This is a genomic window from Streptomyces sp. NPDC026589, assembly GCF_040638385.1.
In the GTDB taxonomy this organism is placed as follows: domain Bacteria; phylum Actinomycetota; class Actinomycetes; order Streptomycetales; family Streptomycetaceae; genus Streptomyces.
In genome coordinates this window covers 98763-113944 of sequence record NZ_JBEZYG010000016.1, presented here as the reverse complement: position 1 = coordinate 113944, position 15182 = coordinate 98763, and the positions used below count along the sequence as shown (strand labels likewise).

Sequence of the window (15182 nt, the reverse complement as noted above, 5' to 3'; positions counted from 1 at the left end):
GAGGCGGGCCTACCAGGCCCGGGGTTCCGTCCTCAAACGCCGGACAGGCTGGGTGAAGCCGGACCGACCGGGTGGAGACGAACGACCAGCTGGCTGGAGCCGGACGGGCCAGGAGAAGCCGGACGGGCCAGGTGGAACCGGACGGGCCGGGCGAAGACGATGCACTACGTAGGGAGCCGTACGCATGGACAGCGACACCACCGCCACCGCCACCGCGCCACAGGACACCCCGAGCGCCGCAGGCGACGTGGACGCCGGCGCCTACGAGGTGCTGCGGCGGCGGCTCTCGGCGCAGGCCGGCGAGCTGGTGCGGCGGGCCGAGGCACTCAACGTACGACGGACCGAGGAGTTCGGCTCGACCGGCCTGCGGCTGCTGGCCACCGAGCAGGTGCGCACCGAGCGGCCCTCCGTGCCGCGTGACCTCGTCGTGGTGGGCGGCCGCCTGCTCTTCGGTTTCCAGCGCGGGCCGGGCGCGCGCGGCGAGGCCGAGGTCGAGGACGTCCTCCTCGTACGGGACTCCGCGCCGGCGGACGACGACGCCCCGGCAGCGGAGTCCACTGCGGGGCCCGCAGCAGAGTCCGCTGCGGAGTCCGCTGCGGAGTCCGCTGCGGGGCCCGCTGCGGGGCCCACCCTCCTCGACGACGACGGATTCCGGCGCGAGTTCTCCTCCCTCCACCGCTACTTCCGCGACGCCCGCCTGCTGCGGCTGCGCCGCGTCGACGGCAGGCTCCTCGCCGTCTTCCGGACCGGCGAGAACGCCGAGGACATCCGGGTGCTGCGCTGGGCGCTGGGCCCGGACGGGTCGCCGGGGGCGTTCCTCGACGCCCAGGGCGAGCGCGACCACGTCTTCCCGCCCTCCCACGACTTCGCGTGGACCGTGGCGGGGCGCGAGGCCCACGTCCCCGGACGCCATCCGCACATCGCCGTCGGCAAGGGCGGCGGGCTCTTCGTCGACACGCTCGGCGGCACCCTCACCGTCAAGGTCACCGACGACACCGAATCCCCGGACGGGATCTACGAGGAACCCGTCGACGAGCCGTTGCAGTCGCTGGCCGACGCCGATGTCGAGTACGCGGAGGTCGGGCCGCTGGTGCTGCTGCGCGTCCGCCCGTACAAGGAGGACGCCTGGCGGCACCTGGTCTTCAACTCGCTGCTCGCCACCGTCCAGCGGCTCGACGGCATCGGCCCGTCCTGCCACCGGCTCCCCGAGGACCAGGGCATCATCTTCCCCGGCGGCTACTACCTCACCACCGGCACCGCGAAGACCTTCGACACCGCCGAGGAGCTGACCGAGCCGGTCTTCGAGGGCGCGGTCCGCTCGCCCAACGGCGAGGACGTGCTCTACGTCTTCCGCTCCCGCGACGGGCTCCGCAGCCTCCTGCTCCCCTACAACCTGATCCGTCAGGAGGTCGCCACCCCGCTCACCGGACGGGGGCACGCCCTGCTGGACGACGGGACGCTGATCCTGCTCCGGGACGCCCCGGACGGCCCCGCGCGCGTGCACCCCTTGCAGCGCTGGGAGACCCCGTACGTCTCCGACACCTACGCCGCCGGCCGCCCCGCCGGGACCGGCCCGCTCGCCCGGACCGGCAACGCCGACCTGGTACGCGGTATCTCCGACTGTCTCGCCCTCGCCCACGGCGTACGGGACATGACGCCGACGACCGCCGTCTACGGGCAGCTCGCCGCCGACTGCGCCCGTGCCCAGGACCGCTACCACTGGCTGTCCGACCCCGAGCTGGGCGCGCTCGACGAGCCGTTGCGCGAGCTGGGGGCCACCGCGCGGCAGGTGCTGGCCGAGTTCACCGCCGTGCAGGAGCTGACCCGGCGGGCGGCCGACGCGCTGGAGGAGACCGCCGCCCGCATCACCGCGCTGGTGCGCCGGGTGCGCGGAGAGGTTCCCGGGTCGGCGTCCGCCTGGGTCGAGCGGCTGACCGAACTCCGCCGGGCACACGGCCACTTGTCGACGGTCGGCGACATGCGGTACGCCGACGTCGAGCGCGTCGCGGAGCTGTCGGACAGGACCGAGGGCGACATCGCCTCGGCCGCCCAGAGGGCCGTGTCGTTCCTGGCCCGCGAGGACGCGTTCGACGGGTATCACGCGGACATCGCGGGGCTCGTGGCCGACGCGGGAGCGCTGGAGACCGTCCGGGACGCGTCCGCCGTGACCGACCGGCTGTCCGCGATGACGGAGGGGCTGGCCACCGTCACGGACGTCGTAGCCGGTCTCGACATCGGCGACGCCACCGTGCGTACGTCGATCCTGGAGCGGATCGCGGAGGTGCTGGGCGGCGCGAACCGGGCCCGCGCCACGCTCGACGCGCGCCGCCGTGAGCTGCTGTCGAAGGAGGGGCGGGCCGAGTTCGCCGCCGAGTTCGCGCTGCTCGGGCAGGCCGTCACGGGGGCGCTGGCCGCCGCCCGTACCCCGGAGACGTGCGACGACCAACTGGCCCGGCTACTGCTCCAATTGGAGAACCTGGAGTCGCGGTTCGCGGAGTTCGACGACTTCCTCGCCGAGCTGGCCGAGCGCCGCACCGAGGTGTACGAGGCGTTCTCGGCGCGCAAGCAGACGCTCCAGGACGAGCGGGCGCGCCGCGCGGAGCGGCTGGCCGGGTCCGCGGGCCGGGTGCTGGAGACCATCGCCCGGCGGGTGGCCTCGCTGGAGGATCTCGACGCCGTCCACACCTACTTCGCCTCCGATCCGATGGTCGCCAAGATCCGCCGGACCGCCGACGAACTGCGCGAACTGGGCGATCCCGTAAGGGCGGAGGAGCTGGACGGCCGGCTGAAGGCGGCCCGCCAGGAGGCAGGCCGCGCCCTGCGCGACCGTACCGAGCTGTACGCGGACGGCGGGTCCGTGATCAGGCTGGGCCGCCACCGGTTCGCCGTGAACACCCAGCCGTTCGACCTGACGCTCGTGCCGGCAGGGGACCGGAACGGTCAGGGGCAGGGGCAGGGGCAGGGGCAGGGGCAGGGCCTCGCCTTCGCGCTGACCGGGACGGACTACCGGGCCCCGGTCACCGACCCGGCGTTCGCGGCAGCCCGGCCGTACTGGGAGCAGCTGCTCCCCTCCGAGAACGCCTCCGTCTACCGCGCCGAGCACCTCGCCGCCCGCCTCCTCGACGAGCACGGGGCCCGGCATCTCGCCGCCCTCGACGATGCCGAACTGGCTCGGCTGGTGCGGGCGTCGGCCGCCGAGGCGTACGACGAGGGGTACACGCGGGGTGTCCACGACGAGGACGCCACCGCGATCCTGGCCGCCCTGCTGCGTCTGCACGCGGACGCGGGGCTGCTGCGCCACGGGCCCGCCGTCCGCGCGGCGGCCCAGCTCTTCTGGGCGTACGGCTCCGATGAAGCGCTGCGCACGTCCTGGACCAGGCGTGCGGTCTCCCTGGCGCGCGCCCGCGACACCTTCGGACTGGCCCCGGCCATCGCCGTGCTCCAGGAGGAGTGGGCGGCGGCGGTCAGCTCCGCGTCCCCGGCCGCGCCGGGTCACGCCGTCGCCGCGTACCTCTTCGAGGAGCTGACCACCCGGCCCGCCGGATTCGTCGTGGGCTCCTCGGTACGCGCCTTCCTGGAGGCCTTCCACCGGGCGGTCGGCCCCGACGCGTACACCGAGGACCTGGCGGCCCTGGGCGACGACCTGGCCGCCCGCCGGCAGCTCGTGGAGGGCTGGCTCGCCCCGTACGCCGAGACGGCGGGGGCGCGCGGCGGAGCCGGCCTCGACGACGGGGACCTGGCGGAGGCGGTGGCGGTGGAGCTCTGCCCGGAGCTGGAGCGGTACGCGTGCGACGCCCCGCTCACCGAGCGGCTGGAGGGCCTCCTCGGCGACCACCCGCGCATCTCGGGCGGCGGGTCCCTCACCGTACGTATCGACGAACTCCTCGCTCGTACCGCCGAGTTCCGCGCGCACACCGTGCCCGGCTTCCGCGCCTACCAGCGGCTGCGGACCTCGCTGGTGACTGCGGAGCGCGGGCGGCTGCGGCTGGACGACCACCGGCCGCGCGTGATGTCGGCGTTCGTCCGCAACCGGCTGCTCGACGAGGTGTATCTGCCGCTGATCGGCGACAGCCTGGCCAAGCAGCTCGGCACCGCCGATGCCGACCGGCGCACCGACTCGCAGGGGCTGCTGCTGCTCGTCTCGCCGCCCGGCTACGGCAAGACGACGCTGATGGAGTACGTCGCGGACCGGCTAGGCATGGTGCTCGTCAAGATCAGCGGGCCGAACCTGGGCCACGACGTGACCTCGCTCGACCCGGACCGGGCCCCGAGCGCCACCGCCCGGCAGGAGATCGAGAAGATCAACTTCGCGCTGGAGGCGGGCAACAACACCCTGCTCCACCTCGACGACATCCAGCACACCTCGCCCGAACTGCTCCAGAAGTTCATTCCGTTGTGCGATGCCACGCGCCGTGTCGAGGGCGTGCGGGACGGCGAGCCGCGCAGCTACGACCTGCGCGGCAAGCGGTTCGCGGTGTGCATGGCGGGCAACCCGTACACCGAGTCCGGCGAGCGGTTCCGGATCCCCGACATGCTCGCCAACCGGGCCGACGTCTGGAACCTCGGCGAGGTCCTCAGCGGCCGGGACGACGTCTTCGCGCTGAGCTTCGTGGAGAACGCCCTGACCGCCAACCCGGTCCTCGCCCCGCTGGCCGCCCGGTCCCGGGACGACCTGGCGCTGCTGGTACGCCTGGCGGGCGGCAGCGACCCGGCCGCCCGTGCCGAGCACCTGGAACACGCTTACAGTGCTGCCGAGTTGGGCCCCATCCTGGCCGTGCTGCGCCACCTGCTCACCGCCCGGGACACCGTGCTCGCGGTGAACGCGGCGTACATCGCCTCGGCCGCGCGGACGGACGCCACGCGCACCGAGCCCCCGTTCCGGCTCCAGGGCTCCTACCGCAACATGAACAAGATCGCCGAGCGGATCGTGCCCGTCATGAACGACGACGAGCTGTCCGCCGTCGTCGACGACCACTACGCCGGCGAGGCCCAGACGCTCACCACGGGGGCCGAGGCGAACCTCCTCAAGCTGGCCGCCCTGCGCGGGACGCTCACCCCCGAACAGGCCGAGCGGTGGGCGGCGATCACCGCTTCCTATGTCCGCACGCAGGCGCTCGGCGGCCCGGACGGCGACCCCATGACGAGGGCGGTGGCCGCGCTCGGGCTGCTCGCGGACCGGATCGCGGCGGTCGAGACGGCGATCCAGTGCGCGGCGGACCCCCGCCACCTGCTGGCGGGCGGGCCGCAGGGTGCGGTGGGTGGACCGCAGCGTCCTGCGGGCGGCCCTCGGGGCCAAGCGGGCGGACCCCAGGGCCAAGCAGGCGAACACCAGGGCCCGTCGGGCCGCCCCCAGGGCCCGTCGGGCGCGCTCAACGACCGGGCGGTTCCGAACCACCATGCGAAGATCGCCAACACTCCACACTGAACGGGAAGACCGAGCCGGAAGGATCACGGCATGCTGGGTTTCGTGCCTCCACTTCCTCAGCAGCCGGGACGCCCGCCGTCGGCCGGCCACATGATCGTCTGCGGTGACGACGCCCTGGCGCGCCGCCTCGCCGTGGAGCTGCGCTACGTCTACGGGGAGAGGGTCACCCTGCTCCTGCCCCCGGGCCGGGACGCGAACAGCCCGGAGACGCCGTTGACCCAACGGGGCCGCGCGGCAGCCCTGTTCGGCCGGATGTCGGCGGCGATGAACCGCGCGGGCAACGGCAACGGGACGGCCGGCGACGGCAGCGGGACGGCCGGGAACGCCGGCGGCGACACCAACGCCGGGGTCGAGGCCGTCCGCATCATGGAGGCCCCCGAACCGTCCGACGACGTACTGGAGGAGGCGGGCGTCGACCGGGCCGCCGCCCTCGCGCTCGTCTACGACGACGACGAGCGCAACATCCGCGCCGCCCTGACCGCCCGCCGCCTCAACCCCCGTCTGCGGCTGGTGATCCGGCTCTACAACCGCAAGCTCGGGCTCCACCTGGAGGAGCTGCTCGACCAGGCGGCGGCCGTCGCCATGCCCGGCATCGACCCGGCGCTGCTGGACGCCTCCACCACCGTCCTGTCCGACGCCGACACCGCCGCCCCGGCCCTCGCCGCCACCGCCCTCACCGGCAGCAGCAAGATCATCCAGGCCGAGGGGCTGCTCCTGCGCGCCGCCGAACGCCCGCCGCCGCGCCCCGGCGAGACGGCCGACCCCGGCCTGTGCACCCTTGCCCTGCTCTCCTCCACCACCAACGACCCGGCGGGCGCGGAGGGTTCGGACAGCAGCGGCGACGAAGCCCCGCAACTGCTGCCCGACGAGAGCGCCGTCGCCGCCGCGACCGGCCGGGGCACGGTGGTCCTCGAAGCGGTCAGCCGGGCCGACCCGGCCCGTCCGGCCACCCGGATGGGCGGCAGGGGCGCCCCGCTTTCGCAGGTCTTCTCCCGCAGGCTGCGCTGGTCGGCCCTCGGTGTCGCGGCCTCCGTGGTCGCCCTGGTGGTCGCCTCGGTCGTGACCACCGAGGACAGCGTGGTGCACTCCACCCACCTGACCCTGCTCGACCTGCTGGCGATGGGCGACCCGGCCGAGGGCGAAAGGGACGCCCGGCAGATCATCCAGCTCCTCTCCGGCGTCGCCGGCCTCCTCCTGCTCCCCCTGCTGGTCGCCGCCGTACTGGAGGCGTTCGGCACCCTGCGCACCGCCTCCTCGCTGCGCCGCCCACCGCGCGGTCTGTCGGGGCACGTGGTGCTGCTGGGGCTCGGCAAGATCGGCACGCGCGTCCTCGTACAGCTCCGCGAACTCGACGTCCCCGTGGTCGTCGTCGAGGAGGACCCCGACGCGCGCGGCATCCCGCTGGCGCGCTCCTTGCACGTGCCGACCGTCATCGGCGACGTCACTCAGGAAGGCGTCCTGGAGGCGGCCAAGATCCGCCGTGCCCGCGCCCTGCTCGCCCTCACCAGCATCGATACCACGAACCTGGAAGCGGCGCTGTACGCCCGCTCGGTGAAGCCGGAACTCAGGGTCGCGCTGCGGCTGTACGACGACGAGTTCGCCACCGCCGTCTACCGCACCCTGCGCACCGCGCACCCCGGGGCCCTGACCCGCTCCCGCTCCGTCTCCCACCTGGCCGCCCCGGCCTTCGCCGGCGCCATGATGGGCCGCCAGATCCTCGGCGCGATACCGGTCGAGCGCAAGGTCATGCTGTTCGCGGCCCTGGAGGTGGCGGGGCACCCGCAGCTGGCGGGCCACACGGTCGAGCAGGCCTTCCGCGCGGGCGCCTGGCGGGTCCTGGCCATCGACGCCACCCCGCCGGCCGACCGGACCCCGGACCTCGCCGCGATCCCCCCGTACGACCCGGACGGCGACGCGGAGCCGCCGCCGTCCGGACTGGTCTGGGACCTGCACCCCGGCTACGTCCTGCGCGCCACGGACCGGGTGGTGATCGCCGCCACCCGCCGGGGGCTCGCGGAGCTGCTGCGGCGGCAGCGGCCGGTGGCGCCGAGACGGTAGGGGGCCGGGGCGGCAGGGGGCGCCGGACCGGCAGGGGGCCCGAGCCAGCAGGGGCCCGACGGCACCCGGCTGAGGAAACCTGGCACCGGCTACCGGCTACCGGCACCCGGCACCGGTACCCGCACCCGCTACCGGAACGCGCCCATCGCCTCCCGTACCTCGTCCAGCGTGGCCTCCGCCAGTGCGTTCGCCCGCTCGTTGCCCGCGCGGAGCACCGACCGTACGTACGTCAGGTCCTTCGCGTACTCCGCCCGCCGGGCCCGGAAGGGGGCCAGGTGGCTGTTGACCGCGTCGGTCACCGTCCGCTTGAGAGCGGCGGCCCCGCCGTCGCCGATTCCCGCCGCGACCTCGTGCGGGTCCCGCTCCAGGCAGAGGGCGGCCAGCAGCACCAGGGACGAGACGTTGGGGCGGGCGTCGGGGTCGTAGGTGATGTGCCGGTCGGCGTCCGTGGTCGCGCCCTTGATGAGGCGGGCCGTCTCGTCGGCGGTGGCGCCGAGCGGTACGGAGTTGGCCCGGCTCTTGCTCATCTTCGTGCCGTCCGTGCCGAGCAGCAGGGGCGCGGCGGAGAGCATGATGTCCGGCTCCTGGAAGACGGCGCCGTACCGCTCGTTGAAGCGGCGGGCGATCGTCCGGGTGACTTCCAGGTGGGGCGCCTGGTCCCGGCCGACCGGAACCAGGTTTCCCTTGCAGGACAGGATGTCGGCGGCCTGGTGGACCGGGTAGGTGAGCATCAGCCCGCTGACCGTGGACTGCCGTGAGTGCGTGATCTCGTCCTTGACCGTGGGGTTGCGGTTCAGCTCCGCGACGGAGACGAGGCTGAGGAAGGGCAGCATGAGCTGGTTGAGCGCGGGGACGGCGCTGTGGCAGAAGACGGTGGACCGGGCGGGGTCGATACCGAGGGCCAGGTAGTCCAGGAGCAGCCCGTCGGTGTACTCCCCCAGCCGCTCGGCCGTGTCCCGGTCGGTGATCACCTGGTAGTCGGGGATGAGGACCATGACGTCCACGCCGAGGTTCTGGAGGCGGACCCGGTTGAGCAGGGAGCCGAAGTAGTGGCCGAGGTGGAGAGGGCCGGTGGGGCGATCCCCGGTGAGGACCCGGAAGCTGCCGGGGTCCTGGGCGATGCGGCGCTCCAGCTCGGCGGTGTGGACGTCGGCGCTGTGGGGCTCGGTGCTGTGGAGCTCGGCGGTGGTCGTGGTCATGGTGGGTGTCTCTCCTCGCGTGAGTGATACGTGAGGGACGGCCCCGCCGACGAGCACCGCTGCGCTCCGTCTCCGTGTCCGCGCCGTGCGAGAACGCTTTACGGGGGCAGCGAAAAGGGCCGTCCATGTCGAACGGCCCTGGTTCCGTGCAGATGCGGTGGCCGCTCCTAAGAGGAGCGCCACCAGTTTCGGCACAGGACGGAGGTCATGGGCCGAGTGTAGCGGCCACAGGGCGCCGGGCCGCAGGGAAACAGGCAGGAATAGGCAGGAGGGGGGTCCCGTTATAGGGTGTAGTTCAACGTTCAACCAAATCGGCCAGGACTTCGAACATCGCTTCGGAACGGAGCTTCGGAACGGAGCTTCGAAACGGAGCTTCGGGACCACGGCCGGCACTCAGGAAGGCGGACGCCATGCAGTTCGGGATCTTCACCGTCGGGGACGTCACGACCGACCCGACCACCGGCCGGACCCCCACCGAGAACGAGCGGATCAAGGCGACCCTGGCCATCGCGCAGAAGGCCGAGGAGGTCGGCCTGGACGTCTTCGCGACCGGCGAGCACCACAACCCGCCGTTCGTCCCGTCCTCTCCGACGACCACCCTCGGCTACATCGCCGCCCGCACCGAGAACCTGATCCTGTCCACGTCCACCACGCTGATCACCACCAACGACCCGGTGAAGATCGCCGAGGACTACGCCACCCTCCAGCACCTCGCGGACGGCCGCGTCGACCTGATGATGGGCCGGGGCAACACCGGGCCGGTCTACCCCTGGTTCGGCAAGGACATCCGCCAGGGCGTCCCGATGGCGATCGAGAACTACGCCCTGCTGCACAAGCTGTGGCGCGAGGACGTCGTGGACTGGGAGGGCAAGTTCCGTACGCCGCTCCAGTCCTTCACCGCCACCCCGCGCCCGCTGGACGGCGTCCCGCCGTTCGTCTGGCACGGCTCCATCCGCTCCCCCGAGATCGCCGAGCAGGCCGCGTACTACGGCGACGGCTTCTTCCACAACAACATCTTCTGGCCCATGGAGCACACGAGGAAGATGGTCGACCTCTACCGGCGCCGCTACGCCCACTACGGGCACGGCACCGCCGACCAGGCGATCGTCGGACTCGGCGGCCAGGTGTTCATGCGCAAGAACTCGCAGGACGCGGTACGGGAGTTCCGCCCGTACTTCGACAACGCGCCGGTCTACGGCCACGGCCCGTCCCTGGAGGACTTCACCCGCGAGACCCCGCTGACCGTGGGCTCCCCGCAGGAGGTCATCGAGCGGACGCTGGGGTTCCGGGACGCGGTCGGCGACTACCAGCGCCAGCTGTTCCTGATGGACCACGCGGGGCTCCCGCTGAAGACGGTCCTGGAGCAGCTCGACATCCTCGGCGAGGAGGTCGTGCCGGTGCTGCGCAAGGAGTTCGCCAACCTGCGGCCGGCCGGAGTGCCGGAGTCCGCGCCCGTCCACCCGGCGGTCGCCGCCGCCCGAGCCTCTGGAAAGGAGGCCTGACCCCGATGTTCGCCACCACCCCCCTGCGCATCGTCGCCGTCTCGGCCGGGCTCAGCCAGCCGTCCTCCACCCGGCTGCTGGCCGACCGGCTGGCCGCCGCCGCCCGCGAGCGCCTCGCGGCCGAGCAGGACCGGAACGTCGAGGTCCGGGTCATCGAGGTCCGCGACCTCGCCGTGGACATCGCCCACCACCTGCTCAGCGGCTTCCCCTCGGCCACGCTGCGGGAAGCGATCGACACGGTGACGGAGGCCGACGGGCTGATCGCCGTGACGCCGGTGTTCACCGCCTCGTACAGCGGTCTGTTCAAGTCGTTCTTCGACCTGATCGACAACACCGCGCTGACCGGCAAGCCCGTGGTGATCGCCGCGACGGGCGGAACGGCCCGGCACTCGCTGGTCCTGGAGCACGCGCTGCGCCCGCTCTTCGCCTACCTGCGGGCCGTCACCGTGCCCACCTCCGTCTACGCGGCCTCGGAGGACTGGGGCTCCTCGGGCGACGAGTACACCGAGGGCCTGCCGTCCCGGATCCGGCGCGCCGGCGGCGAGCTGGCCTCCGCGGTCCTGGGCCGTACGGTCTCCGGCGCCTCGCGGGCCCCGGGCCTGGACGACGGGGAGGACGCGGTCGTCCCGTTCGAGCAGCAGCTCGCGGACCTGCGGCTGGACTGATGCCGTGCGGCTGGACCGATGCCGTGGAGGGACCGATGCCGTGGGGGTGGTTCACCCGAACCGCCCCCACTTGTCCGATGTGACTACAGTGAGATCGGACGCTGTACAAGCGGGACAGAACAGACCGCGCTGTACGGAACTACCGGGCTGTACCGCGAGCTGTACCGAGCTGGAGGCAGATATGGGCAGGATCGTTGTGGGCGTCGACGGCTCCGACTCCTCGATCAAGGCGCTGCACTGGGCGGTGCGTCAGGCCGAGCTGACCGGCGCCTCGGTGGAGGCCGTGAACAGCTGGGAGTACCCCGCCACCAGCTGGGCGTCGATGATGCCGGGCATGCCGGAGGACTTCGACCCGCAGGCCCTGGCCACCGTCTCCCTCACCGAGGCGCTGGAGGAGGCCCTCGGCGCCGAGGGGGCCGCCGCGGTCACCAAGGTCGTGGTCATCGGCAATCCGGCCCAGGCCCTGCTCGACCGCGCCCAGGGCGCCGAGCTGCTCGTCGTGGGAGCCCGCGGCCACACCGGCCTGAAGGCCACCCTGCTCGGCTCGGTCAGCCTCCACGTCACCCAGCACGCGCCGTGCCCGGTGACGGTCGTACGCGACTGAGCCGTCTGTCCAGTCGTACGCGACCGCGCCGCACCTCCGGCCGCACACGACCGATCCGCACCTCCGCCCGTACGCGTCCGAGCCGTCCCAGCGGTCGCACGCGTCCGAGCCGTCTCCCCGGTCGGGAAACGGAGGGGCCGTTGTCAGTGGCTACTCCTATCGTGTGGTCATGACCCCTGCTCTCTTCGGGCGCGACCACCCCGCAGGCGTTCTCCGCTCGGAGATCGCCCGGGCCACGGACAGCCACGGCGGTCTCGTGCTGGTCACCGGCGAGGCCGGAATCGGCAAGAGCACGCTCGTCACCGACGCCGCCCACGAGGCACGGCGGCGCGGAGCGCTGGTGGTCGGAGGTTCCTGCTGGGACTCGGACAACACCCCCGGCTACTGGCCCTGGGTCCAGATCCTGCGCGGCCTGCGCCGGTCCGCCACCGCGGCCGAGTGGGCGGCGGCCCAGGAGGCGTCGGACGGCCGGCTCGCCGCGCTCCTGGGCGACCCGGTCAGGGTCGCCATGGGCGGTGCGGACGGCCCCAGCATGCCTTCGGCTCCGGGACCGGGACCGGGACCGGGACCGGCTCCGGGCGCGGCCGGTGGTCCGGGCCCCGACGGGGCGCACGGCGGCGGGCCCGGCACGGAAACGGGCACGAGCCCGCCGGGCGACGGTTCGCCGGAGGGGGCCGAGGCCTTCGGACTCTTCGACGCGGTGACCACGGCCCTCGTCACGGTCTCCCAGAGCCGGCCGCTGGTGGTCGTCCTCGACGATCTGCACAGCGCCGACCCGGCCTCCCTGCGCCTGCTCGAATTCGCCGCCCAGCACGCCTGGTTCGAGCGGCTGCTGCTGATCGGCACCTACCGGGACGTCGAGGTGGAGGCCTCCGGGCACCCGCTCCAGCAGCTGATCCTGCCGCTGGTCTCCCGCGCCGCCGCGACCCTCACCCTGACCGGCCTCGGCCGGGACGAGGTGGGGGCGCTGATGACGGTGACGACGGGCCGCGAGCCCACACCGCGGCTGGTCGACGAGGTCCACCGGCGCACCGGCGGCAACCCCTTCTTCGTCGAGCAGACCGCCCGGCTCTGGCACAGCGGGAGCCCGGTCTCCACCATTCCGCCCGGCGTGCGGGAAGCGGTCCGCCGACGGCTCGCCCTGCTGCCCGAGCCCGTCGTCTCCCTGCTGGCCAGCGCCGCCCTGCTCGGCCGGGAATTCGGCCGTCAGGTCCTGGCCGTGGTGCACGGCGCGCCGGTCCCCCACGTGGACCGGCTGCTGGAGCCCGCCGTCGTCGCCCGTGTCGTCGTCCCCCGCCCCTCCGGGCAGTACGCCTTCGCCCACGATCTGCTGCGCGAGACGCTGTACGCCTCGCTGGACGACGCCGAGGCCCGTGAACGCCACGCCGCAGCCGTACGGTCCCTGGACGCGCACGGCGGCCTCGGCGACGCGGTACGGCCCGGCGACCTCGCCCGGCACGCCCACCTGGCCGGCGAGGCCCTGGACCGCGACCGCCGGATCGACCTCCTGCTGGCGGCCGCCCGGGACGCCTCGGGACGCCTGGCCGACGAGGAGGCCCTCGGCCACTACCGGCGGGCCCTCGCGGTGGCCGGGGCGGGCCCGGCGGGTGCGGAGGGCCGGGGTCCGGACCTCCGGCGTGCCGCCCTGATCGGTCTCGACCTCGCCGGACAGCTCCGGCACGCCGGGGAGACGGCCGAGGCGGAGCGGCTGCTGGACCGGTCGGTCGCCCAGGCCCGGGAGCTGGACGAACCGGAGCTGCTGGCCCGGGTGGCGATCACCATCCACCGGGACAGGTCCTTCGGCGGCCACGGCGGGGCCACGATGGGCCTCCTCGCCGAGGCGCACCGCAGGATCACCGGCAAGGAGGGCCAGGAGGGGATCTCCGACGACCGGCTCGCCCAGGAACTGGCCATCCACATCATGGCGCTGGCCCGGAGCGGCTCGGACGACGAGGCGCTCGCCTTCTCGCTCTGGGCGCGCCACGACTCCGTGTGGGGCCTTGGCTCGGCGGTGGAGCGGCTCGGGCTGACCGACGAGATGACCGTCGTCGGCCGGCGCACCCAGCACCAGGACATGGAACTGAACGCGACGTCCATGCGCTGGGTGACGCTGCTGGAGCTGGGCGACCCGGCCTTCCTCGACCAGTTCCGGGCGTTCGTCCGGCTCGCCGAGGTGACCGAGCTGCCCCGGTTCGCCCTGGGGGTCGCCGTCGACACCAGCCTGATCGCCTCCCTTCAGGGCCGGTTCGCCGAGGCGTCCACCGCGCTGGAGGACGACGCACTCGGCCAGGAGAACGGCGACCACGACTCCTTCGGCTTCATGGGGTACCACCTGCGCTGGGCGATGCACCTGCTCCGGGGCCACTTCGCCGAGGCCGAGGAGACCCTCGGCGAGCTTCCGGGCTCCGGGTATCCCTATCCCGGGCTGCTGGAAGCGGTCACCGCGGCCGAGCAGGGAGACGCCGCTCCCGCGCTGCGCCTGATCGCCGAGCACGCGGACCGCGCCGCGCCCTATCCGCGGGCGTTCATGCCGCTGTGGCTCCGGCTGCTGGCCCAGACGGCCGCGATCACGCGCGACCCGCGGCTCATCACCCGTGCGGAGGACGAGCTGACGCCCTACACGGGCCAGTGGGTCGTCTCGCTGTACGGGTGCGACATCGCCGGCCCCGTCGACCTCTGGCTCGGGATGCTCGCCGCCGCGCGCGACGACCAGGACGCGGCGGTGGCGGCGCTCACCGAGGCCGCCGCCTCCTCGGACCGCCTCGGCGCCCGCCCCTGGGCCGTACGCGCCCGGCTGTGCCTGGCCCGCTCCCTGCTCGCCCGGGCCGAAGCGGCCGGGGCCGGGACAGCCGGTGACAGGGCAGCCAGTGACAGGGCAACCGGTGACGCCGGGCAGGCCCGTCGGCTCCTCGGTGAAGTGGAGCGGGAGGCGGGTGAGTTGGCCTTGGCCCACATGGAGGCCGAGGCCGCGGCCCTCCGCACGGCCCCGCCCACCACGGCCCCCACTGCTGCCACCGCTACCGCGATCGACGCCTCCACCGGCCCCCGCCCAGCCACCGCGTCCGGTCCCGCTGTACCGCAGGACCAGGACCAGGACCAGGACCAAGGCCCGGACGCGGCCCCGGGCCGGGACCGGGGCACGGCCGGCTCGTCGGCGGGGGCCCGGGCCGTGCCCTCCGCCGAGTTCCGGCGGAACGGGCCGGTGTGGCAGCTGCGTTGGGCCGGGGTGACCGTGCACGTCCCGGACGCCAAGGGCCTGCGGGACCTCCACAGCCTGCTGGGGCTGCCCGGCGCCGACGTCCCGGCCGTCCGGCTCCTCGCGCCCGAGGGCGGGGACCTCGTGATCGCCGCCGGGCAGCTCGGCGGCGATCCGGTGCTCGACGAGGAGGCCAAGCGCCGCTACAAGGAACACCTGGCCCGGCTGGACGCCGAGATAGACCGAGCCGCCGCCCGGGACGACGCCCGGGGGGTCGAGAAATACGACCGGGAGCGGCAGGCCCTCCTCGACGAGCTCCGCACCGCGGCCGGGCTCGGCGGCCGGACCCGCCGACTGGGCGACCAGACCGAGCGGGCCCGCAAGACGGTCACCGCCCGGATCCGCGACACCCTGCGGAAGCTGGACACCCTGCACCCCGCGCTGGCAGCCCATCTGAAGGCCTCCGTGACGACCGGAACCACCTGCGCCTACCGTCCCGAGCACACCCCCGACTGGCGACTCTGACCCGAGCC

Annotated in this window: 7 protein-coding genes; 6 read left to right on the top strand and 1 reads right to left on the bottom strand. The window is 73.8% G+C overall.

What is annotated here, in order from left to right; translation table 11 throughout:
- Nucleotides 1-184 precede the first annotated feature (184 nt).
- Complete coding sequence (locus AB0F29_RS26495) at nt 185-5425, top strand: DNA repair ATPase (protein ID WP_361876628.1); 5241 nt, start codon at nt 185-187, stop codon at nt 5423-5425.
- A 30-nt stretch (nt 5426-5455) separates the two neighbouring features.
- Nucleotides 5456-7483: an NAD-binding protein gene (locus AB0F29_RS26490; RefSeq protein ID WP_361876625.1), complete on the top strand. Its 2028-nt coding sequence runs from the start codon at nt 5456-5458 to the stop codon at nt 7481-7483.
- A 128-nt stretch (nt 7484-7611) separates the two neighbouring features.
- Here the strand turns inward: AB0F29_RS26490 and trpS are convergent, their stop codons facing one another.
- Complete coding sequence (trpS, locus tag AB0F29_RS26485) at nt 7612-8682, bottom strand: tryptophan--tRNA ligase (protein ID WP_361876622.1); 1071 nt, start codon at nt 8680-8682, stop codon at nt 7612-7614.
- A gap of 410 nt (nt 8683-9092) precedes the next feature.
- On the opposite strand from trpS, the gene AB0F29_RS26480 reads away from it, so the two are divergent.
- The 4 genes from AB0F29_RS26480 to AB0F29_RS26465 all read left to right on the top strand — a co-directional run bounded on the left by AB0F29_RS26480 (nt 9093) and on the right by AB0F29_RS26465 (nt 15174).
- Complete coding sequence (locus AB0F29_RS26480; protein ID WP_361876619.1) at nt 9093-10184, top strand: LLM class flavin-dependent oxidoreductase; 1092 nt, start codon at nt 9093-9095, stop codon at nt 10182-10184.
- Between the two features lie 5 nt (nt 10185-10189).
- Nucleotides 10190-10849 (top strand): FMN reductase, encoded by a 660-nt coding sequence (locus AB0F29_RS26475; protein ID WP_361876616.1) that lies wholly within the window; start codon nt 10190-10192, stop codon nt 10847-10849.
- A gap of 181 nt (nt 10850-11030) precedes the next feature.
- Nucleotides 11031-11453, top strand: a complete 423-nt coding sequence (locus tag AB0F29_RS26470) for a universal stress protein (protein ID WP_018957208.1) — start codon at nt 11031-11033, stop codon at nt 11451-11453.
- 169 nt (nt 11454-11622) lie between these two features.
- Nucleotides 11623-15174, top strand: a complete 3552-nt coding sequence (locus AB0F29_RS26465; protein ID WP_361876612.1) for an AAA family ATPase — start codon at nt 11623-11625, stop codon at nt 15172-15174.
- Nucleotides 15175-15182 lie beyond the last annotated feature (8 nt).